The sequence below is a fragment of the Azorhizobium caulinodans ORS 571 genome, from assembly GCF_000010525.1.
Classification (GTDB): Bacteria; Pseudomonadota; Alphaproteobacteria; order Rhizobiales; family Xanthobacteraceae; genus Azorhizobium; species Azorhizobium caulinodans.
The window spans coordinates 469,867-495,210 of the sequence record NC_009937.1 but is presented as its reverse complement, the minus strand read 5'-3'; the positions used below and the strand labels follow the sequence as shown (position 1 = coordinate 495,210).

25 protein-coding genes are annotated in these 25,344 nt (G+C 68.0%); 12 read left to right on the top strand and 13 right to left on the bottom strand.

What is annotated here, in order from left to right:
- Positions 1 to 36: 36 nt before the first annotated feature.
- Both AZC_RS02235 and AZC_RS26385 read right to left on the bottom strand, forming a co-directional pair.
- Positions 37 to 1,965 carry a L,D-transpeptidase family protein gene (locus AZC_RS02235; protein ID WP_148209784.1) on the bottom strand — a complete coding sequence of 643 codons (1,929 nt, stop codon included), beginning with the start codon at positions 1,963 to 1,965 and terminating at the stop codon, positions 37 to 39.
- Between the two features lie 210 nt (positions 1,966 to 2,175).
- Positions 2,176 to 2,886: a response regulator gene (locus AZC_RS26385; RefSeq protein WP_043878789.1), complete on the bottom strand. Its 711-nt coding sequence runs from the start codon at positions 2,884 to 2,886 to the stop codon at positions 2,176 to 2,178.
- 157 nt (positions 2,887 to 3,043) lie between these two features.
- Here AZC_RS26385 and AZC_RS02225 point away from each other — a divergent pair, with 157 nt between their 5' ends.
- Complete coding sequence (locus AZC_RS02225; protein ID WP_043878788.1) at positions 3,044 to 4,879, top strand: M3 family oligoendopeptidase; 1,836 nt, start codon at positions 3,044 to 3,046, stop codon at positions 4,877 to 4,879.
- A 395-nt stretch (positions 4,880 to 5,274) separates the two neighbouring features.
- Positions 5,275 to 5,637, top strand: coding sequence for a FlxA-like family protein (locus AZC_RS02220; RefSeq protein ID WP_012168967.1), 363 nt, complete (start codon positions 5,275 to 5,277; stop codon positions 5,635 to 5,637).
- A 46-nt stretch (positions 5,638 to 5,683) separates the two neighbouring features.
- On the opposite strand, the gene AZC_RS02215 is transcribed toward AZC_RS02220, so the two are convergent.
- Positions 5,684 to 6,208 carry a GDSL-type esterase/lipase family protein gene (locus AZC_RS02215; protein WP_043878787.1) on the bottom strand — a complete coding sequence of 175 codons (525 nt, stop codon included), beginning with the start codon at positions 6,206 to 6,208 and terminating at the stop codon, positions 5,684 to 5,686.
- Positions 6,209 to 6,332: 124 nt separating this feature from the next.
- On the opposite strand from AZC_RS02215, the gene AZC_RS02210 reads away from it, so the two are divergent.
- Genes AZC_RS02210 through AZC_RS26025 form a run of 3 tightly spaced genes read left to right on the top strand, consistent with a single transcriptional unit; the run spans position 6,333 to position 8,217 of the window.
- Complete coding sequence (locus AZC_RS02210; protein ID WP_012168965.1) at positions 6,333 to 6,731, top strand: MarR family winged helix-turn-helix transcriptional regulator; 399 nt, start codon at positions 6,333 to 6,335, stop codon at positions 6,729 to 6,731.
- 45 nt (positions 6,732 to 6,776) lie between these two features.
- Positions 6,777 to 8,090, top strand: a complete 1,314-nt coding sequence (locus AZC_RS02205; RefSeq protein WP_012168964.1) for an MFS transporter — start codon at positions 6,777 to 6,779, stop codon at positions 8,088 to 8,090.
- Positions 8,091 to 8,100: 10 nt separating this feature from the next.
- The gene (locus tag AZC_RS26025; protein ID WP_420794812.1) at positions 8,101 to 8,217 is read left to right on the top strand and encodes a helix-turn-helix domain-containing protein; all 117 of its coding nucleotides are present in this window, start codon (positions 8,101 to 8,103) and stop codon (positions 8,215 to 8,217) included.
- 99 nt (positions 8,218 to 8,316) lie between these two features.
- Here AZC_RS26025 and AZC_RS02200 read toward each other — a convergent pair whose 3' ends face one another.
- From AZC_RS02200 to AZC_RS02185, 4 genes are read right to left on the bottom strand one after another with little or no spacing between them, the layout of a single operon-like run.
- Positions 8,317 to 9,714, bottom strand: coding sequence for an NAD(P)(+) transhydrogenase (Re/Si-specific) subunit beta (locus AZC_RS02200; protein WP_012168963.1), 1,398 nt, complete (start codon positions 9,712 to 9,714; stop codon positions 8,317 to 8,319).
- Between the two features lie 10 nt (positions 9,715 to 9,724).
- Positions 9,725 to 10,180: a proton-translocating transhydrogenase family protein gene (locus tag AZC_RS02195; protein WP_012168962.1), complete on the bottom strand. Its 456-nt coding sequence runs from the start codon at positions 10,178 to 10,180 to the stop codon at positions 9,725 to 9,727.
- Positions 10,177 to 11,328, bottom strand: a complete 1,152-nt coding sequence (locus tag AZC_RS02190) for a Re/Si-specific NAD(P)(+) transhydrogenase subunit alpha (protein WP_012168961.1) — start codon at positions 11,326 to 11,328, stop codon at positions 10,177 to 10,179. The genes AZC_RS02195 and AZC_RS02190 overlap by 4 nt, the downstream gene beginning before the upstream one ends.
- Positions 11,329 to 11,357: 29 nt before the next feature.
- A complete protein-coding gene (locus AZC_RS02185; protein ID WP_012168960.1) occupies positions 11,358 to 11,510 on the bottom strand; it encodes an aa3-type cytochrome c oxidase subunit IV in 153 nt (50 codons plus the stop codon).
- A 366-nt stretch (positions 11,511 to 11,876) separates the two neighbouring features.
- Between AZC_RS02185 and AZC_RS02180 the strand changes: the two genes are divergently transcribed.
- On the top strand, positions 11,877 to 13,034 hold the full coding sequence (locus tag AZC_RS02180) for a PA0069 family radical SAM protein (protein ID WP_052286068.1): 1,158 nt from the start codon (positions 11,877 to 11,879) through the stop codon (positions 13,032 to 13,034).
- A 7-nt stretch (positions 13,035 to 13,041) separates the two neighbouring features.
- Positions 13,042 to 13,476 (top strand): VOC family protein, encoded by a 435-nt coding sequence (locus AZC_RS02175; RefSeq protein ID WP_012168958.1) that lies wholly within the window; start codon positions 13,042 to 13,044, stop codon positions 13,474 to 13,476.
- Between the two features lie 124 nt (positions 13,477 to 13,600).
- On the opposite strand, the gene AZC_RS02170 is transcribed toward AZC_RS02175, so the two are convergent.
- Positions 13,601 to 14,119 (bottom strand): hypothetical protein, encoded by a 519-nt coding sequence (locus AZC_RS02170; protein WP_012168957.1) that lies wholly within the window; start codon positions 14,117 to 14,119, stop codon positions 13,601 to 13,603.
- Between the two features lie 370 nt (positions 14,120 to 14,489).
- On the opposite strand from AZC_RS02170, the gene groES reads away from it, so the two are divergent.
- Positions 14,490 to 14,777 carry a co-chaperone GroES gene (groES, locus tag AZC_RS02165; RefSeq protein WP_012168956.1) on the top strand — a complete coding sequence of 96 codons (288 nt, stop codon included), beginning with the start codon at positions 14,490 to 14,492 and terminating at the stop codon, positions 14,775 to 14,777.
- Between the two features lie 49 nt (positions 14,778 to 14,826).
- Positions 14,827 to 16,470, top strand: a complete 1,644-nt coding sequence (groL, locus tag AZC_RS02160) for a chaperonin GroEL (RefSeq protein WP_012168955.1) — start codon at positions 14,827 to 14,829, stop codon at positions 16,468 to 16,470.
- A gap of 228 nt (positions 16,471 to 16,698) precedes the next feature.
- Here groL and AZC_RS02155 read toward each other — a convergent pair whose 3' ends face one another.
- Both AZC_RS02155 and AZC_RS02150 read right to left on the bottom strand, forming a co-directional pair.
- Complete coding sequence (locus AZC_RS02155; RefSeq protein WP_012168954.1) at positions 16,699 to 17,316, bottom strand: DsbA family protein; 618 nt, start codon at positions 17,314 to 17,316, stop codon at positions 16,699 to 16,701.
- A 7-nt stretch (positions 17,317 to 17,323) separates the two neighbouring features.
- On the bottom strand, positions 17,324 to 17,935 hold the full coding sequence (locus AZC_RS02150) for an NAD(P)-dependent oxidoreductase (protein ID WP_012168953.1): 612 nt from the start codon (positions 17,933 to 17,935) through the stop codon (positions 17,324 to 17,326).
- Between the two features lie 133 nt (positions 17,936 to 18,068).
- Between AZC_RS02150 and AZC_RS02145 the strand changes: the two genes are divergently transcribed.
- The 3 genes from AZC_RS02145 to AZC_RS02135 all read left to right on the top strand — a co-directional run bounded on the left by AZC_RS02145 (position 18,069) and on the right by AZC_RS02135 (position 21,298).
- Positions 18,069 to 18,497: a winged helix-turn-helix transcriptional regulator gene (locus AZC_RS02145; protein ID WP_012168952.1), complete on the top strand. Its 429-nt coding sequence runs from the start codon at positions 18,069 to 18,071 to the stop codon at positions 18,495 to 18,497.
- Positions 18,498 to 18,652: 155 nt separating this feature from the next.
- On the top strand, positions 18,653 to 19,114 hold the full coding sequence (locus AZC_RS02140; protein ID WP_012168951.1) for a (2Fe-2S)-binding protein: 462 nt from the start codon (positions 18,653 to 18,655) through the stop codon (positions 19,112 to 19,114).
- Positions 19,115 to 19,117: 3 nt separating this feature from the next.
- Positions 19,118 to 21,298, top strand: coding sequence for a xanthine dehydrogenase family protein molybdopterin-binding subunit (locus tag AZC_RS02135; protein ID WP_012168950.1), 2,181 nt, complete (start codon positions 19,118 to 19,120; stop codon positions 21,296 to 21,298).
- A gap of 49 nt (positions 21,299 to 21,347) precedes the next feature.
- Here AZC_RS02135 and AZC_RS26020 read toward each other — a convergent pair whose 3' ends face one another.
- The 3 genes from AZC_RS26020 to AZC_RS02120 form a co-directional block, all read right to left on the bottom strand.
- Positions 21,348 to 22,445: a hypothetical protein gene (locus tag AZC_RS26020; RefSeq protein ID WP_012168949.1), complete on the bottom strand. Its 1,098-nt coding sequence runs from the start codon at positions 22,443 to 22,445 to the stop codon at positions 21,348 to 21,350.
- 113 nt (positions 22,446 to 22,558) lie between these two features.
- Positions 22,559 to 23,014, bottom strand: coding sequence for a GNAT family N-acetyltransferase (locus AZC_RS02125; RefSeq protein ID WP_012168948.1), 456 nt, complete (start codon positions 23,012 to 23,014; stop codon positions 22,559 to 22,561).
- Positions 23,011 to 25,308 carry a putative bifunctional diguanylate cyclase/phosphodiesterase gene (locus AZC_RS02120; RefSeq protein WP_197531784.1) on the bottom strand — a complete coding sequence of 766 codons (2,298 nt, stop codon included), beginning with the start codon at positions 25,306 to 25,308 and terminating at the stop codon, positions 23,011 to 23,013. The genes AZC_RS02125 and AZC_RS02120 overlap by 4 nt, the downstream gene beginning before the upstream one ends.
- Positions 25,309 to 25,344: the final 36 nt, after the last annotated feature.

The following is a 25,344-nucleotide window of genomic DNA, read 5'->3' as shown; positions in this document are numbered from 1 at the left end:
TTTCGGACATCGGGATCAGTGCGGCTAGAAGCGCCCTCAGCGGGGGACGGGCACCGCGCGGCCGGCCACCTTCTGCTCGCCGTCGAGGCCGAGGGCCTCCTTCACCTTGGCGTTGGTGCCATAGACATCCTCGCGCGAGACGAGGCGGCCGCTGTCATCCACGAAGGTGGTGAAATAGACGAGGTGAACGGGAATGCGCTGCTTGAGCGTGAGATAGCGCTCCGCGCCGCCGAGCATCTTGCCGATCTTCTCATCGGTCCAGCCCTGTCCGGGCATGCCGATGTTGAAGATGACCTCGGCGAACTTCAGCGGATCCTGCACGCGGATGCAGCCGTGGCTGTAGGCGCGCCGGTCGTTGGCGAACAGCGCCTTGGACGGCGTGTCGTGCAGATAGACCGAGTGGTCGTTCGGGAACATGAACTTGATGCGGCCGAGCGCATTGCGCTCGCCGGGGGGCTGGCGGAAGGAATAGCCGCCCGTGCCCTGCGCCCAGTTCACCGTGCCGGGGTCCACCACGCGTCCGTTCTTCACCACCTCCATGCCCTGGCGGGCGAGGAAATAGGGATCGCGCTGGAGGTTCGGCAGCATCTCCTTGCGGGCGATGGAGGGCGGGATGTTCCAGTAGGGGTTCAGCACGACATATTCCATGTCGTGCGTCAGCAGCGGCGTCTGGTTCTCCGGCTTGCCCACCACCACGCGGGTCTGGTGGATGGTCTTGCCGTCATCCACCACGCGCACCACGAACTCGGGAATGTTCACCATCACATGGACGGAGCCGAGATCGCGCGGCAGCCAGCGCCAGCGCTCCATATTCGCGATGATGTCGGCGCGGCGCTCGGCCGGGTTTTCCACCCGGTTCAGCACTTCCAGCGTCGAGGGGCCGACGACGCCGTCCGCATTGAGGCCCGAGGCGCCCTGGAAGGCGGCGACGGCGCGGGCGAGATCGGCGTCATAGAGGCGGTCGCTGGCGGTCGCGGACTTGAGGCCGAGGCGAGCGCGCAGCGCCGGCACGCGGGCATCCATGTCACCGGGACGCAGCGTCGGGCCGCCGGGCACCCGCACGGGCGCGGGGCCGGCGTGGCTGTCGGCCAGCGCGAGCTTCGCCTTCAGGGCCTTGTAACCGGCATGGGTGGGGTTGTAGGCGGCCAGCACCGCGCTGGCGTCCTTGGCGTCGACGAGGCCGGAGAGCACCGTCACCGGATCGGGGAAGGTGCGCAGCGGCGTGAGCTGGGGCGAGATCCGCGAGGGATCGAAGCGGCCGGCCTGGGCGTGGCGCGCGTAAAGGAGGGCCGAGGCCGCGAGACGCACCTCGGCGCGGGCAAGCGCCGGCAGGTCCGGCTGGGCCGCGAGCTTGGGCACCGGATAGGCGGCCGGATCGAGGCCATCCTCGGCAGCGGCGGCGAAACGCGCCTCGACGCCCTTGCCGACGGCATTCAGGCCCTTGTCGGTGACGAAGACCGGCTCGTCCTGACGCGCGGCATAGAAGGACTGGATGGCCTCCTGCTCGCGCTTGGTGATGCCGAGCCCCTCAAGCGCGGGAACGGCGAGGATCTGGCGCACCTGCTCAGCCAAGGGATTGAGCTTGGGGGCTTCCGCCGTGGTGGACGGGGTTGCGACCGCAGGCGCGGCCGGAGTGGCAGCGGCATTGGCCGGCGCCGCGGGGGCGGACGGAGCGGGGGTTGCAGCCTGCGTCGCGGCGGGCGCCGGCGTTACGGGAGCGGCGGGGGTCGCCTGCTTCGCGGCCGGCGTGGACACGTGGCCCGGCTCCACATGGGCCGGCGGCCAGGCGATGCCATTGGCCTCGGAGGCCGCAGCCGCACGGCTCGCGGGGGAGGTGTCATCGGTGGAGGCGACGGCCGGGTCGGCCGGCATCAGCACCGGCAGGCCGGCGCCGGCGAACACCGCACCGAGCATCAAGCCGGCGAAGACGCGGCCGGCGGACGGCCACGGAAGAGGACGCAGCAAGGGACGCTTCATCTGACCCAACTTTTCTCAGCCTGCCCCAACTTTGCCCACCACCCTGCGCCTCAGCGCCGGATGCGGTTCGCCTGACATGGCCTGACCTGACGGTGCGACCCGCGCAGCGAGTCACATGCTTAACCATAGCGAGCATTGCCATCGCCGCCGGAAAAGCAAAATCAATCCTGCTTTCCAAACGCGACGGACGCCGCCCTGTCACTCGGCGGCAACAGCCAGCGGCGAAACCGGCTCGGGAACAGGCAAGCCCAAAGCACTTAGCTTTCGGTAAAGGGTGGACCGGCCGATGCCGAGGCGGCGCGCCACCTCGCTCATGCGTCCGCCGTAGAGCGAAACCGCCGCGCGGATGGCGTCCGCCTCCAGCTGCTCCAGCGTGCGGGTATGGCCGAGGGCATCAAGGAACGGCAGACTCTCGTTGATGCCGCAGGCTTTTGGGGCCGGCTGGCCGCTGCGGTCCTGCGCAGTCCAGTCCGCGTCATGGGCCAGACGCAGGCGCACCGGCGCGCCGGCAACGGGCGCGGCAGGGCGCTCGGACACCGCCCCTGCCCCGGCGAGCGCCAACGCATTCGTGATCGCCACCTTGAGGCGAAGGGCGCCGGCGGGCTTCACCACGAAGTCCCGCGCGCCCGCCCGGATGGCCGATGCAGCGCCGTCGATGCCGGCCGGCGTCACGCTGACAATGACGGGCACGCTGGACCCGCGCGCCTCGAGCGTCCGCAGCACGCCCATGCCGTCGAGGCCGGGGAGCACCAGATCGAGCAGCATGAGGTCGAACGGTTCGGCATCGAGACGGGCGAGCGCCGCGTCTCCGTCGCCCACGCAGACCACCTCATGCCCCTGATGCAAGAGCGCCGATTCGACCCGGCTGCATTCGAAAAAATCGTCTTCCACCAAAAGGATACGCGACATAATAGGAATCCGGCCCCGCACGATTCCCACAAGCTTCACCGGACTGGGTTAACGAAACGGGCACAGCTGCGGCATCAAAAGGGCGCGCATGGCGTTGAAGGCGGGCGCGGTTGCGCGGTATGACCGGCACAGTCGTTTCGACGCTTCTGGAGGCGCCATGTTCGGTCCCGTTTCCTTCCTGACCCCTGACGCCGCGACCGCCTCCGCGCCGGCCACGCCGCTGCCGGAATGGAACCTTGCCGACCTCTATGCGGGCATGGACGATCCCAGGATCGCCACCGACCTTGCCGAGGCCGATGCCCTCTCGAAGGCCTTCGAGGCGGACTATAAGGGCAAGCTCGCCGATATCGCCGCCGCCGCCGATGCGGGCGCGCAGCTCGGCGCCGCCGTGAAGCGCTATGAGGCCATCGACGACCTGATGGGCCGTGTCGCCTCCTTCGGCAGCCTCGTCTATGCGGGCGACACCGCCGATCCGGCCCGCGCCAAGTTCTTCAGCGACATTCAGGAAAAGCTGACCGACAGCTCCACCCATCTCCTGTTCTTCACGCTGGAGATGAACCGGCTGGAGGATGCGCAGGTGGAAGCGGCGCTGAAGGACGCCGCCTTCGGCCACTACCGCCCATGGGTGGAAGACCTGCGCAAGGACAAGCCCTATCAGCTCGAAGATCGCGTGGAGCAGTTGTTCCACGAGAAGTCGAGCCCGGCGCGCGGGGCCTGGGGCCGGCTGTTCGACGAGACCATGTCCTCGCTGCGCTTCAGCGTCGACGGCAAGGAACTCGCCATCGAGCCCACGCTGAACCTGATGCAGGACCCGAACGAGGCCGTGCGCAAGGCAGCCGGTCAGGCCCTCGCACAGACTTTCTCGGAGAACCTGCGCCTCTTCAGCCTCATCACCAACACGCTGGCGAAGGACAAGGAAATCTCCGACCGCTGGCGCGGCTTCGAGGATGTGGCCGACAGCCGCCACCTCGCCAACCGCGTGGAGCGCGAGGTGGTGGACGCCATGGTGGCCTCCATCCGCGAGGCCTTCCCGCGCCTGTCGCACCGCTATTACGCCCTGAAGGCCAAGTGGTTCGGCAAGGAGAAGCTGGAGTTCTGGGACCGCAACGCCCCGCTGCCCAAGGTCGACACCCGCGACATCGGCTGGGACGAGGCCCGCGACACCGTCCTCGGCGCCTATTCCACCTTCTCGCCGCGCATGGCGGACATCGCCCGCGTCTTCTTCGACAAGAACTGGATCGATGCGCCCGTGCGCCCCGGCAAGTCGCCCGGCGCCTTCGCCCACCCGACCGTCCCTTCGGCGCATCCCTATGTGCTGCTGAATTACCAGGGCAAGCCGCGGGACGTGATGACGCTCGCCCACGAGCTGGGCCACGGCGTGCATCAGGTGCTGGCCGGCCGGCAGGGCGCGCTCATGGCCCCCACCCCGCTGACGCTGGCGGAGACGGCCTCCGTGTTCGGCGAGATGCTGACCTTCCGCCGCCTGCTCGCCGCCGCCGAGACGCCGCAGGCGCGCAAGATCATGCTCGCCCAGAAGGTGGAGGACATGATCAATACGGTGGTCCGCCAGACCGCCTTCTACACCTTCGAGCGCAAGGTCCACACCGAGCGCCGGCAGGGCGAGATCACCGCCGAGCGCATCGGCGAACTGTGGATGGACGTGCAGACCGAGAGCCTCGGCCCGGCCATCAATCTCAGCGCGGGCTACGAGACCTTCTGGACCTACATCCCGCACTTCATCCATTCGCCCTTCTATGTGTACGCCTATGCCTTCGGCGACTGCCTCGTGAACTCGCTCTATGCGGTCTATCAGAAGGCCTCTGACGGCTTCGCCGAGCGCTATCTGGAGATGCTGGCGGCGGGCGGCACCAAGCACCATTCGGAGCTGCTCGCTCCCTTCGGCCTCGATGCCCGCGACCCGGCCTTCTGGCAGACCGGCCTCGGCCTCATCGAGAGCATGATCACCGAACTGGAGCAGATGGAAGGGGCGTAAGCGCGCCGCTGTCCAGCCTGAAAGGGAAGACGGGGCGGCCGGTGCCGTCCCGTCACCAATGGAGCCGGCGCTCAGGAACGCCTGCGATCATCGCGGGACGGGAGCTGCCGCTGGAACGGGTGGATCGGGCGCCTTTGCGCGCTTACTGCCGTCCCCCTTCCATTCACGCCCGCAATCCGCCCCATCCTTCCGCGAAGCCAAAGCGCTCTTTTGAATCGCCGCCCGGCACGTCCGCGCCCGTTGCGACCGGATCAGCTCCGTGGGGTGGAGCGGAAACAGGGGACTGCCGCCCGCCCCCCGTTGCCGAACAGGCTCCGGGCAAGTCAGCTATAGTCAGCCTCATGCAAGCGGCTCGCGCGACGCTCGTTCTCATCTCTGCATGATGAGGGCGCCCCATGGTTGTCATATCGGACAAGATCCTGAGGATCGTCGCTCCATCCGGGAGACCCGCCACCACCGCCGCGCTCTACAAGCTCAATCTCCAGGAGAAAGCCCTGGAGAGGCAGATCAGTGAATTGAAAAGCTCCTCCGGCACGAGCGGAGCTGATGTTCAGGAAGAGATCCGCAAGCTTGAGACCAAACTCAGCGAGATTCAGAAGAAGATGGAGCCGCTAAAGGCTCAGCTTGAAGAATTGCGGGAGCAGGAGGACAAGGAAGCCGAGGCGAGTGCCGCCGCACGCGAAGCCGCCTTGCGCAAGGGGGAAAACCCCTACGCTCACCCCCTGAAAATCGACCTGACATCGATTGACAGAAAATAGGCTTATCTCGGTTTCCTGGTGGCGGTCCCTCCCGGTTTGCCCCCCCTCACTTCAGGGCGGCGGCCACCTGCGGGGCGAGTTGGGCGGCAACGGCCTTGTAGCCGTCCGGCAGCAGGTGCTGGCCATCGGCCTGGCGCGGATAGCCGGCGAAGGCGTGATTGGGCAGCATCACCACCTTGATGTGGCGGGCTTCCAGCTCCGCCTTCATGGCGCTGACATTGGAGCTGGTCTGATCCGCCTGCCCCTTCATCTTGTCGTTGCCGCCGGGCTGGAGGATCACCACCCGCGTATCGGCGCCGACCACGGAAGGCAGGCGCGCCCGCATGCCGGCGGTGGTGTCCCCGTTCACGCCCGCATTGCGGACGCTCACCTTGAGCCCCTGCTCCCGCAACAGAACCTGAAGGCGGGAGGGATAGTCCTCGCCCCGCGCCACTCCCTTGCCATAGGTCTGGCTGGCGCCAAGCGCCACCACCTCGGCCGCGGCGGCCGGCAGCGCGCTAGCGAGGAAAGCCAGTGCCGCAAGGGCGGCTCGGTAGCGTCCGGTGAACGGCTGTCTGCTGTGCTGGCCCATGGAACTCCCCCTTGTTATTGCCCCATCAGAGTAGGGGGAAGCGCCGGCGAGGCAACCGAAGAGGCCCATGCGCCATCGCGCTTACGGAATTGACGACAGGTTGATGCGGGCATATACCCAATTCATGTCTCCACCGTGCCACTGCACCCGCCTGCGGATCGCCACCCGCAAGATGACGGCCCTCTACGATACGGCGCTGGCGCCCACCGGCATCAATGTCGCGCAATTCTCCATCCTGCGCACCATCGAGCGGCGGCAGCCGGTCAGCCTGACGGAGCTGGGGCGGCTGCTGGCCCTTGACCGCTCCACCATGGGCCGCAACGTCCGCGTGCTGGAGAAGCAGGGGCTGGTGGCGCTCGGGCGCGGCAAGGATCAGCGCGAGGCCGCCGCTTCGCTCACGGAGACCGGCACGGCCACGCTCCGGGCAGCCGAGCCGCTCTGGGAAGACTGCCAGACGGACATGGGCCGGCGTCTGGGCGCCGAGCGTCTCGCCCTCCTGGACCAACTGAACCAGTTGCTGTGATCTTTTACCCTGATACGGGCATGTGCCCCTAAACTGGATTCCGCCATGTCCTCCCCCGCCCCCGCTCTTCAGCCATCCCCCGTCCCGGCCGCCTTTGCCCGCCTGGGCATCCATTACGGCTGGGTCGTCGCCTTCGTGACCTTCCTCACCATGCTGGTCACCGCCGGCGCGGTGGGCACGCCGGGCATCCTCATAGGACCCCTGCAGCAGGAGTTCGGCTGGAGCACCTCGGCCATCTCGTCCGCCTTCGCCATCCGCCTCGTGCTGTTCGGCTTCATGGGACCGTTCGCGGCGGCCTTCATGAACCGGTTCGGCGTGCGGCGGGTGGCCGTGGTGGCCCTGTCGCTCATCTTCGCAGGCGTGCTGGGCTCCTTTGCCATGACGCAGCTCTGGCAGCTCGTTCTGCTCTGGGGCTTTGTGGTCGGCTTCGGCACCGGGCTCACCGCCATGGTGCTGGGCGCGACCGTCGCCACCCGGTGGTTCGTCGCCCGGCGGGGGTTGGTGATCGGCCTGCTCACCGCCAGCACGGCCACCGGGCAACTCGTCTTCCTGCCGCTGCTCGCTGAACTGACCCAGACGCTCGGCTGGCGTAGCGCACTGACCGTCGTGCTGGTGCTGCTTGGTGTCGCCGCTCTCATCGTGCTGGCACTGATGCGCGACCGCCCCTCGGATGTCGGTCTTGCGCCCTTTGGAGCGCCTGCCGGCACGGTCCCGGCCGCACCCGCCGGGCCGGCGAGCCTCTCCGCCATGCTCGCCTCGCCGCTATTGGCCCTGCGCGATGCCGCCCGCACCCGCATCTTCTGGATGCTGTTCGGCACCTTTTTCGTCTGCGGCGCCAGCACCAACGGTCTGGTGCAGACCCATTTCGTCTCGCTGTGCGGAGATTTCGGCCTGGCGCCCGTCGCCGCCGCGGGCATGCTCGCCGTCATCGGCGTCTTCGATTTCGCCGGCACGGTGGGATCGGGCTGGCTCTCCGACCGCTTCGACAGCCGCACCCTGCTGTTCTGGTATTACGGACTGCGCGGCCTGTCGCTGATCTACCTGCCCTTCACCAGCTTCAGCTTCTACGAACTGTCCGTTTTCGCCGTCTTCTACGGGCTGGATTGGGTCGCCACCGTGCCACCCACCGTGAAGCTGACGGCGGACCGCTTCGGCGAGCGGGCCAATCTCGTCTTCGGCTGGGTCTTCGCCGGGCATCAGATGGGTGCCGCCTTCGCCGCCTGGGGCGCGGGCTTCACCCGCACCGCCTATGACACCTACCTGCCCGCCTTCTTCTTCGCCGGCGTGCTGTGTGTCGCGGCCGCGCTCGCCATCATCGCCTTGCGCGAACCGCGCGTCCCGGCACCGGCGGCGGCGTGAGAGTTGGCGGGTGGAGATTGCCCAGCCCTTCCTCTCCCAGATCGAAACCGGCAAACGGGAGGGTGGCATCGACACGCTGAAGCGGATCGCTTCCGCCCTCGGCGTCGCCTTGGACGATCTGGTCTAACCGCTCGATCCCGACCGGAACCGCAACGCCTTGCCAAAACAAAGGCCCCGGAGCATCGCTCCGGGGCCTTCTCGTTTCGATCCTGCGGGAAGAACCCGATCAGAGGTTCTTCACCACTTCCTCGGTGACCTTCTTGGCGTCGCCGAAGAGCATCAGGGTGTTGTCTCGGAAGAACAGTTCGTTCTCCACGCCCGCATAGCCCGAGCCCATGCCGCGCTTGATGAAGAGAACGGTCTTGGCCTTCTCCACGTCGAGGATCGGCATGCCGAAGATGGGCGAGGCCGGATCCGTCTTTGCGGCGGGGTTGGTCACGTCGTTGGCGCCGATGACGAAGGCCACGTCCGCCTGGGCGAACTCCGAGTTGATGTCCTCGAGCTCGAAGACCTCGTCGTACGGCACCTGGGCTTCCGCCAGCAGCACGTTCATATGCCCCGGCATGCGGCCCGCCACGGGGTGGATGGCGTACTTCACCTCGACGCCTTCCGCCTTCAGCTTGTCGGCCATCTCGCGCAAGGCGTGCTGGGCCTGCGCCACCGCCATGCCGTAGCCCGGCACGATGATGACCTTCTGGGCGTTCTTCATGATGTAGGCCGCGTCGTCCGCCGAGCCCTGCTTCACGGGGCGGGCTTCCACCGCGCCGCCGGCCGCACCCGCCACCTCGCCGCCGAAGCCGCCGAGGATGACCGAGATGAAGGAGCGGTTCATGCCCTTACACATGATGTAGGACAGGATGGCGCCGGAGGAGCCGACCAGCGCGCCGGTGATGATGAGCGCGGTGTTGCCCAGCGTGAAGCCGATGCCGGCCGCCGCCCAACCCGAATAGGAGTTGAGCATGGAGACGACCACCGGCATGTCGGCGCCGCCGATCGGGATGATCAGCAGGCCGCCGAGCACCAGCGACAGGATGGTGATGAGCCAGAACAGCACCGACGAACCGGTCATCACGAAGGCGACGATCAGCACCAGCAGCAGCAGCGTCAGACCGCCGTTGATGTAGTGCCGGCCCGGCAGCATGATCGGCTTGCCCGACATGTTGCCGTTGAGCTTGGCGAACGCGATCACCGAACCGGTGAAGGTGATGGCGCCGATGGCGACGCCGAGCACCATTTCCACGAGGCTCGCGCCGTGGATGTGGCCGTAGTCACCGATGCCGAAGGCGGCGGGCGCATAGAGCGCGGCAGCCGCGACCAGCACTGCCGCGAGGCCCACCAGCGAGTGGAAGGCGGCGACGAGCTGCGGCATGGCGGTCATGGCGATGCGGCGGGCCACAACGGCGCCGACACCGGCGCCGATGGCGATGCCCGCGATCACCAGCACCCAGCCGAACGCGTCGGCGGGCGGGGAGAGCGCCAGCGTGGTGAGCACGGCGATGCCCATGCCGACCATGCCGAACAGGTTGCCCTGCCGCGACGTGGTGGGATGCGAGAGGCCCCGCAGCGCCAGGATGAACAGGATGCCCGCGATGAGATAAAGCAGGGCGGCCAGATTGGCAGTCATCGGTGCGCCCTCACTTCTTCTTCTGGTACATGGCGAGCATTCGGCTGGTCACGAGGAAGCCGCCGAAGATGTTCACCGATGCAAAGATCAGTGCGATGAAGCCGAAGCCGCGCGCCCACCAGGTGTGGCCCGGGTCGCCCACGGTGGAGACGCCCACCGCCAGCAGCGCACCGACCACGATCACCGACGAGATGGCGTTGGTGACCGACATGAGGGGGGTGTGGAGCGCCGGGGTGACCGACCACACCACGTAATAACCGACGAACACCGCCAGCACGAAGATGGACAGGCGGAACACGAAGGGGTCGATGGCCCCGCCGGTGGCCGCATGGGCGACCGCGCCGACGGCGGCGGCGGCCTGATCGGCATAGAGCTGGGCGGCGTCCGCGGCCTGCCGGGCGATCTCGGCGGCAGCCTTCGCCTGGGCGGCGGAATCAGCCGCGGCCTGAGCGGTGATGGGGTTCATTGGGCAGCTCCCTCAACCTTGGGGGCGAAATTCGGATGCACCACGGCGCCGTCGCGGGTGAGCAGGGTGGCCTTGACCAGCTCGTCGTCCCACTTCACCGCCAGCGCCTTCGCCTGCTTGTCCACGAGGGTCTCGAGGAAGGCGAAGAGGTTCTTGGCATAAAGCTGCGAGGACGAGGCAGCGAGGCGGCCGGGCACGTTGAGGTGGCCGACGATCTTCACGCCGTTCACGTCCGCGACCTCGCCGGGCACCGCGCCTTCCACGTTGCCGCCGCGCTCGACCGCGAGGTCGACGATCACGGAGCCGGGCTTCATGGAGGCCACCATGGCGGCGGAGACCAGGCGCGGCGCAGGCCGGCCGGGGATCAGCGCCGTGGTGATGACGATGTCCTGCTTCTTGATGTGCTCGGCGACGAGGGCCGCCTGCTTGGCCTGATATTCGGCGGACATGGGCTTGGCGTAGCCCGCCGCCGTCTCGGCCTGCTTGAACTCCTCGTCCTCCACCGCGACGAACTTGGCGCCGAGGGATTCCACCTGCTCCTTGGCGGCGGGACGCACGTCGGTGGCGGTGACGACCGCGCCGAGGCGGCGGGCGGTCGCGATGGCCTGAAGGCCGGCGACGCCGGCGCCCATCACGAAGACCTTGGCGGCCGGAACGGTGCCGGCGGCGGTCATCATCATGGGCAGGGCGCGGCCGAACTCGGCCGAGGCGTCGATCACGGCGCGATAGCCGGCGAGGTTCGCCTGCGAGGACAGCACGTCCATCACCTGCGCGCGGGTGATGCGCGGCATCAGCTCCATGGCGAAGGTGGACAGACCGGCCTTGGCGAGCTCGGCCAGAGCCGCCTCATTGCCATAGGGATCCATGATGCCGATGACGAGGGCGCCGCTCTTGTAGCCGGCGATCTCTTCCACCGTGGGACGGCGCACCTTGAGCACAACGTCAGCGCCGCTCACCGCGTCGCCGGCGGTGGCGGCAATGGTCGCGCCAACGGCCTGATAATCGGCATCGGGAATACCCGAGGCGAGGCCGGCGCCCGACTGGACAGCCACCTCCGCGCCAAGGCCGATCAGGCGCTTGACCGTATCCGGGGTCGCAGCAACCCTCGGCTCGCCGAGATCAACCTCGGCGGGTACAGCGATTTTCATCTGAAACCTCTACGAGTTCCGAGCAGCGCTCAGAGGAGAGTGAACCACATGATGACCATCAGGGCGGCGACGGCGACCGTGCCCCATTTGGTCAGCGCGGTGAAAAGCTCGTAGGTCCGCTTGTGCTCGGCATAATCATTGCCGTCAGCAGTCGCGTATTCGATCGCACCGTGCTCGGACATCGGATCCCCCCCTGGCGGATGGTGGATTAGGCCCTTTAGCGGATGAGGGCTCTTGTGGCAACTTTGCGGTGGTGGACAATATACCAGTCAAGCGCCTGATCAAGCGCAAAACGCGCTCCTCTACCGGGAAGTTTGTTCTTGTTTCGTTCCTGTCTTGGACGTAGGATTCCAAGCATGGAATTGCATCGCGACTCTTCCCCTTCCTCCGCCCCGGACTTTGCCGCCCTGCCGGACGACCGCTGGTCGGCGGCGCGCGAACGGCTGGATGCGGCGCGACGTCACAGCGCCGAAGCGCTCGACAAGGCCCGCAGAAGCCGGGGCGAGCCCGCCGGGGAGGAGCCCCGCACCTCGAGGGGCGCGCGCATCATGGGCCGGCTCGCGGAAGAGCGCGACCGCCCCATGCCCACGCCGCGCGCGGCGGCGCAGGACGCGGCCGCCGGCGAGGGCGGAACGCAGGTGGACGAGACGGCACGTCGCGGGCGCGGCGCGCTCTCCAATGCCGCCGGCCGCTTCGAGCCCGCCGCCCGCGTGCTGTTCGACGACGGATGGCAGTCGCTGGACGACCTGCCCCCCTTCCGCACGCAGGTCACCGAGGAGCGGGCGCGCACCGTCATCACCCGCAACCAGTCCCCGGACATCGGCTTCGACCGCTCCATCAATGCCTATCGCGGCTGCGAGCATGGCTGCATCTATTGCTTCGCGCGGCCCACCCACGCCTATCAGGGCCTCTCTGCCGGCCTCGATTTCGAGACCAAGCTGTTCGTGAAGCCCGATGCGCCCGAGCTGCTGGCGCGCGAGCTGGCGCAGCCGCGCTACCAGCCGCGCACCATCGCCATGGGCACCAATACGGACCCCTACCAGCCCATCGAGCGCCAGCACGAGATCACCCGTCGCATCCTCCAGGTGCTGAGCGACTTCGGTCATCCGGTCGCCATCGTCACCAAGTCGGCGCTGGTGGCGCGGGACATCGACATCCTCGCCCCCATGGCCGAAAAGGGGCTCGCCAAGGTGGCCATCTCCGTCACCACGCTGGACCCGCATCTCGCCCGCCTCATGGAGCCGCGGGCCGCGGCACCGCACCGGAGGCTCGCCACCATCCAGCGCCTGTCGGAGGCCGGCATTCCGACCGCGGTCCTCTCCGCCCCGCTCATTCCCGCGCTCAACGACAGCGAAATCGAACGCATCCTCGATGCGGCGAAGTTCGCCGGCGCGACGGAAGCCGGCTATGTCACCCTGCGCCTGCCGCTGGAGATCGCCGATCTCTTCAAGGAGTGGCTGGTGACGCATTTTCCCGACAAGGCCCGCCACGTGATGGCGCTGGTGCGGGAGATGCACGGCGGCAAGGATTATGATTCGACCTTCGGCAAGCGCGGGCGGGGCGACGGCCCCTATGCCTGGACGCTCGGCCGCCGCTTCGAGATCGCCGCCAAGCGGCTGGGGCTCAATGCCCGCAGCCACAAGCTCTCCACCGCCCATTTCCGCCGCCCGGTTCAGGCCGGCCAGCAGCTCTCGCTTTTCGACTGAGGTCCCGATGCCACCCGCCTTCGCGCTCCATCTCGTCACGCTCGGCGTCGCCGATCTCCCCCGCGCCACCGCTTTCTATGCGGCCATGGGGCTGGAGCGGCGGGAGCACGCCACGACTGGGGTGTCCTTCTTTCAGGCGGGCGGCGTCGCCTTGTCCCTGTTCCCGCGCGCGGCGCTCGCCGCGGACGCGGGCCTTGACGCCGAAGCGGACGCGGGACGCGCGGCCGCTACGCTCGCCTTCAACGTGCCGGACGAGGCGAGCGTCGATGCCGCCCTCGCCCATGCGGCGCGCCTCGGCGCGGAAATCGTAAAGCCCGCCCAGCGGGCCTTCTGGGGCGGCTATTCCGGCTATTTCGCCGATCCAGACGGCCATCTGTGGGAAGTGGCGCACAATCCCTTCTGGCCACTGGATGCGGACGGGCGTCCCACTCTGCCGGACTGACCGCGGCATCGGCTGCCCCGACCGTGGTCTGCGGCCCGGACGGATCACGCGGGTCCGCACGGCGGGCGAAACGCAAAAGCCCCGGCCGGAGCCGGGGCTTTGAGACTGTCAGACGCGGACCGGATCAGTTGCAGCGCACATAGACCATGGTGCCGTAGCGCTTGTTCACTTCCGGATCCACCCACTTGAGCACCAGCACATGGCCGTCCCAGCGCAGCACCTGCCGGTCGCGCACGTCGCCGGCCGCATCCTCGGGCGGGCCGATGTAGGTGGGACCGCCGGCGGCCTTGGACACCACTTCCGTCAGCTTCGGATCGTCGGCCAGATACATCATGACGCCGCCATTGGGGCCGGCGGTGATGATGTAGGGGTTGGAGCACTGGGCGCGGGCCTGTGCCTCGGTGCGCCCGGCATCCTCGGGGCGGTGGTAGGCCGCAAGACCGTAGCGGCCCACGAGGCTCGAGGCCGGGATCGGGCTCGTATACTGGGGCGGGCCGGGCGGCGGCGGGGGCGGCGGCGCCTCCGTGGTGGCGCAGGCGGCCAGCAGCAGGCCCGCGCACGTGACGGCCGCGATCGCGCCCAGCGAACGGCGTTTTCCTGAAGCGACATCCGCGCGAACCGGACGGATGGACGACTGAGGCATTCAACTACTCCGAGGCGCGAGAGCCCAGATATCGGGGAAGGCCGCTCCCCAGGCGAACGGTAGCGGACGGACCATAGAACGGGGCGGATGCGGCGTCGACCCGGAGCCACCCGCGCCGCTGCCGGCGGTCGCCACGCCCGCTGAAGCAAGAGCTTAAGACAGACGAAGTTACCACTTGGTTCCCGAACCTGCCGTCGCGATCCCGTGAGGCGTCCGCCCCAGCGCCGCCCATTTCTGCTGCGATGTGTTGTCCATCCGCCTTGACGCGGCGAGTGGCCGACCTTATCTCCGGGCCGAGTTTGGCACTCCCATCCGGTGAGTGCCAGCAATGCGAGCGCGCCTCGCTTCACTGCCCGAGAGGATCAGGCCTATGTCCTTCCGTCCCCTGCATGACCGCGTGGTCGTCAAGCGCATCGAAGCCGAGCAGAAGACTGCCGGCGGCATCATCATCCCCGACACCGCCAAGGAAAAGCCCCAGGAGGGCGAGGTGGTCGCCGTGGGTCCGGGCGCCCGTGACGAGAACGGCAAGGTCGTGGCCCTCGACGTGAAGGCCGGCGACCGCGTGCTGTTCGGCAAGTGGTCCGGCACCGAGGTCAAGATCGATGGCCAGGACCTGCTGATCATGAAGGAAAGCGACATCCTCGGCGTGATCGGCTGATCCGCGCCCGCCTGTCCCTTCCTCCCGTTTCCCTTTCAGGAGAGCCAACATGGCTGCCAAAGAAGTCAAGTTCGCCGGCGAAGCCCGCGAGAAGATGCTGCGCGGCGTGGACATCCTCGCCAACGCGGTGAAGGTCACCCTCGGCCCCAAGGGCCGCAACGTGGTGATCGAGAAGTCCTTCGGCGCCCCGCGCATCACCAAGGACGGCGTGTCCGTCGCCAAGGAAATCGAGCTCGAGGACAAGTTCGAGAACCTCGGCGCCCAGCTGGTGCGCGAAGTCGCCTCCAAGACCAATGACCTCGCCGGCGACGGCACCACCACCGCCACGGTGCTGGCCCAGGCCATCGTCAAGGAAGGCGCCAAGGCGGTTGCCGCCGGCATGAACCCGATGGACCTGAAGCGCGGCATCGACCTCGCCACCGCCGCTGCGGTGAAGGACATCCAGGCCCGCGCCAAGAAGGTCTCCTCCTCCGCCGAGGTGGCCCAGGTCGGCACCATTTCCGCCAATGGCGACAGCTCCATCGGCGAGATGATCGCCGGCGCGATGCAGAAGGTCGGCAACGAGGGTGTCATCACCGTCGAGGAAGCCAAGACCGCCGAGACCGAGCTCGAAGTGGTCGAGGGCATGCAGTTCGACCGCGGCTATCTCTCTCCCTATTTCATCACGAATGCGGAGAAGATGATCGCCGACCTCGAAGATCCCTTCCTGCTGATCTTCGAGAAGAAGCTCTCCGGCCTCCAGCCGATCCTCCCGGTCCTTGAGGCCGTGGTGCAGTCCGGCAAGCCGCTCGTCATCGTGGCCGAGGACGTCGAGGGCGAGGCTCTGGCCACCCTCGTGGTCAACAAGCTGCGCGGCGGCCTCAAGGTCGCGGCCGTGAAGGCTCCCGGCTTCGGTGACCGTCGCAAGGCCATGCTCGAGGATATCGCCATCCTCACCGGCGGTCAGGTGATCTCCGAAGATCTCGGCATCAAGCTCGAGAACGTGACGCTGGCCCAGCTCGGCCGCGCCAAGAAGGTCATCCTCGAGAAGGAAAAGACCACGATCGTCGACGGCGTCGGCGAGAAGGCGGAGATCGAGGCCCGCGTGGCGCAGATCAAGGCGCAGATCGAGGAGACCTCCTCGGACTACGACCGTGAGAAGCTCCAGGAGCGTCTGGCCAAGCTCGCGGGCGGCGTTGCGGTCATCCGCGTCGGCGGCTCCACGGAAGTGGAAGTCAAGGAGAAGAAGGACCGCGTGGACGACGCGCTGAACGCCACCCGCGCTGCGGTGGAAGAAGGCATCGTCCCTGGTGGCGGCGTGGCCCTGCTGCGCGCCAAGAAGGCCGTGGAAGCCCTCTCCTCCGAGAACCCCGACATCGCCGCCGGCATCAAGATCGTGCTGCGCGCCCTTGAGGCCCCGATCCGCCAGATCGCCGAGAACTCCGGCGTGGAAGGCTCCATCGTGGTGGGCAAGGTGCTCGAAAGCGAAGGCAATTTCGGCTTCAACGCCCAGACCGAGCAGTATGTGGACCTCGTCGCCGAAGGCGTCGTCGACCCGGCCAAGGTCGTGCGCACCGCCCTCCAGGACGCCTCTTCCGTGGCCAGCCTGCTGGTGACCACCGAGGCGCTCATCGCCGAGCTGCCGAAGAAGGACGCCGGCATGCCCGCGATGCCGGGCGGCGGCATGGGCGGCATGGGCGGCATGGACTTCTGAGGAAGTCCATGCCGACCAACAGTTCAGGTATTCCGAAGCTGGCGAAGGCCAGCTTCGGTGGCGGCATGGACTTCTGAGGAAGTCGAAGCCGACCAACGGCTCAGGTATTCCGAAGCTGGAGAAAGCCAGCTTCGGTGGCGGCATGGACTTCTGAGGACGTCCAAGCCGACCAGAGTTCAGTATGCGTAGGAGGGAGCCGGTTCGCCGGCTCCCTTTTCTTTTGCGCGGTCAGCCTGCCTTCAGCAGGTCCGCGAACTTGCCCGGCTGGCCATAAAGCTGCGTGTGCGGCAGCACGTCGAAGCGACCGTCACTCTCGCGCACGAAGCCGGGAAAGCCGCCGAGCCCGAAGCGGGCCATGAGCCTGCGGGTCTGCGACAGATGATCGGCGACGGGCTGGCGGCCGAGCGCCGAAACGAAGCCCTCCCGGTCGAGACCCAGTCCCTGCGCAAGATCGGCCAGCGTTTCCGGCTCCACCACCCTTTTGCCGTCCACATAATGGGCGCGCTGGATGGCGACGTGCATCCCGAGCCCCTGCCCCGCCAGTTCCTCGGCCGCCATCACCGCCGCGATGGGCGGCAGCGAGTGGAGGCGCAGGGCGGGGTCCGGCAGCAATTCGTCCAGATAGGGCCGCCCGAACGCCTGTCCGGTCATCTGCGCGATGCGGGCGTCCGCCGCGCGGATGTGGCTCACCATGGCCGGGGCGAGTTGGGCGGGCTCCGGAAAGAGCCCGCCTCCATGCAGCACGATCTCGACGCCCGGAACGGCGGCCGCAGCTTCGGCGAGCGGCGCGGCGGCGTAGCACCATCCGCACAGCGGATCATGGATGTAGTGCAGGCGGATGGTCATGACGCCCTCAGTAGCCGACGGTGAAGCGCGCGCGGGGATGGCGCGGCGTCTCGATCTCGTCCGCCAGCGCGATGGCATAATCGGCGAAGGAGATCGAGCTGTTGCCATCCGCCGCCACCAGAAGCCCGTCACCGCCGACGCGGAAGGTGCCGGTGCGCGGGCCATGGAAGAACAGAGCGGCGGGCGAGAGGAAGGTCCAGTTGAGGTCCGGCTCGGCCTTCAGCTTGTCGAGGAAGGCGCCGCCCGCCTTGGCTTCGCCGAGGTAGATCGCGGGGAAGTCCGGCGTATCGAAGAGCTTTACCCCGGGCGCCACCTCGAGGCTGCCGGCCCCGCCGACCACCAGATAGCGCGGCACGCCTGCCTGCTTCACCGCGGAAATCAGCTCATCCGCGTCGCTGGCCAGGAAATGGATGGAGCTGACCACGGCATCATGGCCGGCGATCAGCTTGGCGATTCCGGCAGCATCGCCCGCATCGCCGGCTACGGCCGTCACGCCGGGCAGCTTGGCGATCTTGTCCGCATTGCGGGCGATGGCGGTGACCTGATGGCCGCGGCGGGCGAGTTCGGCGGTGATTTCGGCGCCGGCATTTCCCGAGGCGCCGATGACTGCGATCTTCATGACGATCTGTTCCTTAAGTTTCCGATGGAAACCAGATGTCCTTTTTAGTATCAGGTGTAAAGAACGCACCTTGGCGTGATCTGGTCACCGTCTGGAAACCTCACGATCCCGCCGCAGCGCGATAGAGCCGCCGATGCAGACCGATCTCCCGCCGAACACCTATGCCGCCGATTGCCCCACCCGCCAGATTCTCGACCGGATCGCGGACAAATGGGCCGTGCTCATCCTGCAGTTGCTGGCGGACGAACCCCAGCGCTTCAACGCGCTGCGGCGGAAGATCCAGGGCCTGTCGCAGAAGGTCCTCTCGCAGACGCTGAAGACGCTGGAACGCGACGGCTTCGTCACCCGCACGGCTTTCCCCACGGTGCCGGTGACGGTCGAGTATGCCCTCACGCCCCTCGGGGCCTCGCTCGCGGAAACCCTCACGCCCCTGTCCCGTTGGGCGGAGGCGCACATCAAGGATGTGGAAGCCGCCCGCGCCGCCTTCGACCACCGCCGGGCCACGTCCGGCGAGGGCGTTCCGCAAGGCCAGACAGAGAGTCACGCCCCCGTCGCGCTTTGACAGTACGGAACGTCTCCCGAGATCGGTGGGGGCGGATCACCTCCATTTCGTGAACGCAGCATTTCGAAATCACACTCTGGAACGCCTCCAGGTTGTGATTACGTAAGGCTCGTTTTTCGAACCGCCGCGCCTCAGCCGGCGGCAGGGAGCCCGCCATGCCCATCACCCTTTCCATCAACGGCCAGACCCGGACGGTCGAGGCCGAGCCGGACACGCCCCTTCTCTGGGTGCTGCGCGACGAACTGGACCTCACCGGCACCAAGTTCGGCTGCGGCCAGGCCCTCTGCGGCGCCTGCACGGTGCATGTGGACGGCGCCGCCGTTCGCTCCTGCCAGACCGCCATCGGCGACGTTGGCGACGCCAAGGTCACCACCATCGAGGGCCTGAAGAGCCGCGAGGCCGAGGCCGTCCAGGCGGCCTGGCGTCAGCTCGATGTGGTCCAGTGCGGCTATTGCCAGTCCGGCCAGATCATGTCCGCCGTGGCGCTGCTCACCGACAACAAGAAGCCCACGGACGCCGACATCGACGCCGCCATGGACGGCAATGTCTGCCGCTGTGCCACCTACCAGCGCGTCCGCGCCGCCATCCACGACGCCGCCCGCCGGCTGGAGGCCTGAGCCATGAATGCCATTCTCAAAGCCGCCGAAGCCGGTCTCTCGCGCCGCGCCATCCTCAGGGCCATGGGCGGGGTCGGCATCGGCCTCGTCATCGGCACCGACATCCTGCCCACCGGCCCCGCCGCCGCGGCGACGGATGCCGCCGCCGCCAGCATCAATCCCTTCGTGCGCATCGCGCCGGACGGCACCATCACGGTGGTGGTGAAGCATCTCGACCTCGGCCAGGGCACCACCACGGGCTTTGCCACGCTGGTGGCGGAGGAACTGGACGCCGACCTCTCCAAGGTGAAGACCGAGTTCGCCCCGCTCGACCCCAAGGTCTATGGCAATGCCGCCTTCGGCGGCGCGCAGGGCACCGGCGGCTCCACTTCCATGGCGGCAAGCTTCGACGTCTATCGCCGGGCGGGTGCTGCGGCCCGCGCCATGCTTCTGGCGGCGGGCGCCAAGGCGCTCAACGTGCCGGCGGATGCCATCACCATCACCTCCGGCACGCTGATGGCCGGCCCGAAGACCGCCACCTTCGGCGAACTCGCCGCCTCGGCCGCGCGCGAGCCGGTGCCGCAGGACCCGCCGCTCAAGAAGGCGGCCAATTACGCGCTGGTGGGCAAGGAGGGCACGCACCGCGTGGACAACCTCCTCAAGACCACGGGCACCGCCACCTATACGCAGGACGTGAAGCTGCCCGGCATGCTGGTGGCGGTGGTGGCCCATCCCCCGCGCTTCGGCGCCAAGGCGCTGAAGGTGGACGATGCCGCCGCCCGCGCCGTGAAGGGCGTCGAGGCGGTGGTCGTGGTGCCGCAGGGCGTCGCGGTGCTGGCCAAGACCACCTATGCCGCCATGAAGGGCCGCAACGCCCTGAAGGTGGAGTGGGACGAAGCCAAGGCGGAGAAGCGCGGCACCGATGCGCTGCGCGAGGAATATCGCGCGCTGCTGGGCAAGCCTGGCAACGTGGCCGAGACCGAAGGCAATGTGGAGGACGCCTTCAAGGCGCCCGGCGTGAAGGTGGTGGAGGCGGATTTCGAATTTCCCTTCCTCGCGCACGCGCCCATGGAGCCCATGAATGCGGTGGCCCAGATCACCGGTGATCAGGTGACCATCTGGACCGCCTCGCAATTCCCCTCCGCCGACGCCCCCGGCGCGGCGGCGGCGGCGGGCACCAGCGTCGACAAGGTGACCATCAACAGCCTCTGGGCGGGCGGCAGCTTCGGCCGCCGCGCGGTCGCCAATGCCGACTTCGTGGTGGAGGCCGTGGCCATCGCCAAGGCCCACGGCAAGGGCGTGCCGGTGAAGCTGGTGTGGACCCGCGAGGACGACATGAAGGCGGGCTACTACCGCCCCATGTATCTGCACCGGGTGAAGGCGGCGGTGGATGCCTCCGGCAAGCCGGTGGCGTGGAAGCACCATGTGGTCGGCCAGTCCATCCTCTCGGGCACCCTCTTCGAGAAGATGATGGTGGTGAACAATATCGACGCCACCTCCATCGAGGGCGCGGCGGGCATGGGCTACGCCATTCCCAACCTGCATGTGGAGCTCACCAGCCCCAAGGTGGGGGTGCCGGTGCTGTGGTGGCGCTCGGTCGGCCACACCCACACCGCTTATGCGGTGGAGGTGATGATCGACCAGCTCGCCAAGGCCGCCGGCAAGGACCCGGTGGCGTTCCGGATGGAGATCCTGAAGGACCCGCGCCTCAAGGCGGTGCTGGCGCTGGCGGCCGAGAAGGCGCGCTGGGGCACCACGCTGGAGAAGGGCCGCTTCCGGGGCGTTGCCGCCCACAAGAGCTTCAACACCTATGTGGCCGAAGTGGCGGAGATCACGCTGCTGGAGAAGGGCTACCGGGTTGATCGCGTGGTGGCGGCGGTGGACTGCGGTTTCGTGGTCAATCCCGACGTGGTGCGGGCGCAGGTGGAAGGCGGCGTCGGCTTCGGCCTCGGCCATGTGATGCAGGACGCCATCACGCTGACCGACGGCCAGGTGGACCAGGCCAATTTCGATACCTACGAGCCGCTGCGCATGTCGCAGATGCCCAAGGTGGAGGTGCATATCGTGCCCTCCACCGAGAAGCCCACGGGCATCGGCGAGCCCGGCGTGCCGCCCATCGGGCCGGCGGTGGCCAACGCGCTGTTCGCGGCCACGGGCAAGCCGATGCTCAACCTGCCCTTCAACCGGCAGACCATCGGTTCCTGATCTTTCACCGACCAGACGATACGAAGGGGCGGAGTGATCCGCCCCTTCGTCATTTCAGCGGCCGGAAGCCCACATAGCCGCCGTCGGCGTCATAGAGATAATCGAAGCCGTTGAGGAAGCGGACGGACGTGTTCACGAAAGGCGTCGGATTGGTGTCCCGGCCCACCAGCACCACGTTGAGCGGCGCCACCGGGTTCGCGGTGTCCCCCGCCGCAAAGCTGTAGCTAATGCCCTGTGCGCCGGTTACGGAGACGGACACGCTGGTACCGGGCACGAGCGCCGGCTGGTCCTTGGCATCGGGCGCGGTCAGGCCCGACAGTTGCTCGGGCGGCACCTTGAGATACATGGTGGTGACGCCCGTATCCATGAGCATCGTCCCGCAGGCGGGCGGCGTGCGCCCAGCCACCGACAGGCAGCCCGGCACCGCCTGCCAGTCCGGATAGATCGGGCTCTTCTCCAGCTTCAGGAAGGTGAAGCCCTGCGTGCTCGGGACGTCGAGGCCCACCAGCACGCCGGCGCGGGAGACCACATAGCCCCGGCGCATGGCACCCGGCTGGCCAGGCGCGCCCATGCCCTCGATGCTGAGCAGCGGATTGTGATCCGGCGTGCTCTGGGCCTGATGGTCATGCTGGCGGGCAAAGCCCACGCCCACCATGGCGATGTGCGTCGGGTTCGGATTGGGCCGGCAGCGCCGCGCCTTGGGCATGCAGGCGACTTCCTGCACCGCCAGCACGGGCATGGGCCGGGTGGTGACGCGGGTGCCGTCGGCTCCCCGCAGGGTGAGCGGTGTCTGGACCCACACGCCCTTCTCGATCTGGCCGGAGCTGGAATAGGTGAGCGAGCCAGGCCCGAGTTGCGGCAGCTGGCTGAGGTTGGGAATGAGATTGGCCGAGACGACGACGCCGGTGGACCCGGTATCCATCACCGCCCGGCGCTTGCGCCCGCCGGGGAAGCGGATCTCCAGCTTGGGCGTGCGGGCGATGGCTTCGCCCGGCGCCGGCGCATTGAGGAAGGGGAGGAAGACAGCGCCGGTCGCGGCGGAGAGATCGGGCCCCGCCATCTGCGCGGCGGCCGGTGCCATCCCGGCCGGCAGCGCGAGACCCACGGCCAGAGCGAGGCACAGACCGTGCCGGAACAATCGGTTCATGGATCAGGCCCTCGCGCATGCCGGTCCGATGTGGCGTTCGCCGGCCGGCTGGAGGCCCCTTCATACCACACATTCCGGACCTGCCGGGGGGGGGGGGCCCGGTGCATCGACGATCAGGCTGCGAGCGTCTTCAGCATGTAGATGCGCTTCAGGCCCTTCTCCTCGGCCCGGTGGGTCTCGCGATAGCCGATGCGGCTATAGAGCGCGACATTCTCGACCATGATCTCCTGCGTGTAGAGCCGGATCGCGCCATAGCCGGCGGCACGGGCGCTCTCCTCTGCAAACAGGAGCAGCGCGCGGCCGATGCCGGTGCCGTGCCGCGCGGGGTCCACCGCCACATTGTCGAGCAGCAGGGCATCGTCCTGTGGCAGCAGGACCAAGAGGCCGGCGATCGCGCCATCCGCCTCCGCCACATGGACCCGGCCTTCTCCGATGAGTTGGCCGTAATCGTCGCGCATGGGGCCGGGCAGCAGCCCGTTGCGCGCGACATAAGGCGAATAGGCGGCATGGACCAGCGCTTCGATGGCGGCGCGGTCCTCGGGTCGGGCGGGGCGGATGGGCAGCGTCATGCGCCGATCCTAGCACGCTCCCGTAACTCCGGCCCGCAGTCCCCCGGGGGCGTGTCGCACAGGATGAAGCGCGCCGCGAATTCGCGCGCGGGCATCGGCCGCCCGAACAGATAGCCCTGCGCCTCGTCGCAGCCATTCTCCCGCAGGAAGGCCATCTGCCGCTCGTCTTCCACCCCTTCCGCGATGACCGACATGCCGAAGGCCCGGCCGAGGAAGAGCACGGCCTTCACGATGGCGGCGTCCCGCGGTGCGTCGTTCACATTGCGCAGGAAGGAGCGGTCGATCTTCAGCCGGGAGACGGGATAGCGCTTGAGGAGGCTCAGGGACGCAAAGCCGGTGCCGTAATCATCAAAGGCGAGGCCGACGCCGAGGGCGCGCAGATCATGCAGCAGGCGGATGGTGGCGGGGTCCGTCTGAAGCAGGATCGTCTCCACGATCTCGAGTTCCAGCGCGTCGGGCGGCAGGCCGCTCTCCGCCAGCGCCCGGCGCACCGTGCTCATCAGCCGGCCGGAGCGGAACTGCGCCTCGAACAGATTGACGCCCATGCGGAAGCCCGGCACCGCCACCCGCCATTCAGCCGCCTGCCTCAGCGCGGTGTTGAGGATCCATTCCCCCACCTCCGCGGCGGAAGGCTTGTGGCTCAGCACGTCCAGGAAGGAGACGGGGGTGAGAAGGCCGCGCTGCGGATGGTTCCAGCGCAGCAGCGCCTCGGCCCCCATCAACTGGCCGCGCGAAGTGAGCACCTGCGGCTGGTAATAGAGCTCGAACTCGCCGTTCTCGAAGGCCCGGCGCAGTTCCTCCTCGAAGGCGCGGCGGGCGATGGCCACCTCGCGCAGCATCGGCGTGAAGACCTCGTAGCAGCCCTTGCCGCCGGCCTTCGCCCTGTAGAGCGCAAGATCCGCGGCGCTGATGAGATCCTCGCCGCGCGCGCCATGGGCCGGATAGAAAGCGATGCCGATGCTGGCGCCGATGGAGACCTTGCGCTCGCCGACGCCGTAGCGGTCGGTGACGGCCGCGACCACGCGCTCGGCCACCACCCGCGCCCGATGCTCGTCATTGCCGGCCAGCAGCACCACGAACTCGTCGCCGCCGAGCCGCGCCACGATGAGCGCCTCATGGCAACTGGAGGCCAGTCGACCCGCCACCTCCTTGAGCACCGCATCACCGGCGGAGTGCCCGAGCGTATCGTTGGCTTCCTTGAAGCCGTCGAGATCGATCATCAGAACGGTGGCACCGGGCTCGGAGGCCAGCGTCTGCGACAGGCACTGGCGCCACGCGCTGCGGTTCGGCAGGTCGGTGAGCGTATCCCGCGAGGCGAGGCGGAAGAGCCGCTCCTCATTCTGCCGCCGGTCGCTCACATCGCGCACGATGGCCCCCACGCTGAGGTTCGGGCCGTCACGCCAGATGGAGAGGGAGCATTCGGCGGGAAACTCGACGCCGTCCCTTCGCCGGCCCGTCACCTCGAACGTGCGCAGGGCGGAGCCGAGGCCGCCGCCCCGGCGCATGCGCTCCATCAGCACGTCATAGGCCCGGCGCAGGTGACCGGGCACCAGAATGCGGCAGGACCGGCCGTGAATGTCCTGCGCCCCATGGCCGAACAGGCGCTCGGCGGAACTGTTCCAGAAGCCGATCTCGCCCTGCGCATTCATGCAGATGATGGCATCGGGGGAGGTGGCGGCGATGTTCTCGAACCGGGCCTGGCTGATGTTGCGGGCGTGGTCCAGCCGCCGCAGTTCCATGCGGTCCACCGCCATGGCGGCCAGGTCGTTGAGGTTGTGCCGGTCGGTCTCGGTGAAGCGGAAGCGGGGCTCGTGATCGATGAGGCAGACCGTGCCCACCTTCTCGCCCGTGGGCGCGATCAGCGGGCGGCCGGCATAGAAGCGGATGAAGGGCGGGCCAAGCACCAGCGGGTTGGCGCGGAAGCGCGGATCGCGGGTGGCATCGGGAATGACGAGGATCTCGTCCTGCATGATGGCATGGGCGCAGAACGAGACCTCCCGGCTCGTCTCGCAGACGGGAAAGCCCACGCTCGCCTTGAAGAACTGCCGGTCGCGGCCCAGCAGCGACACGAGGACGATGGGCACGTCGAAAACCCGCGCAGCCAGGGCGGCCAGCCGGTCGAAATCCGCCTCCGGCGGAGTATCCATCAGATGGTAGGAGGCCAGCACCGCGAGGCGTGCCTCCTCATTGTCCGGCACCGGATAGGGCAGAGCCTGCTGCACCATTGGCTGTGGCTGGTCTTGCCCGCTCGCCCGCGCGGCCTCGCCGGAGGCCTCGATCTTCTCACTCGCCATACGTCCGTCCACCTCATCCGCGACCGTCGCGGCATG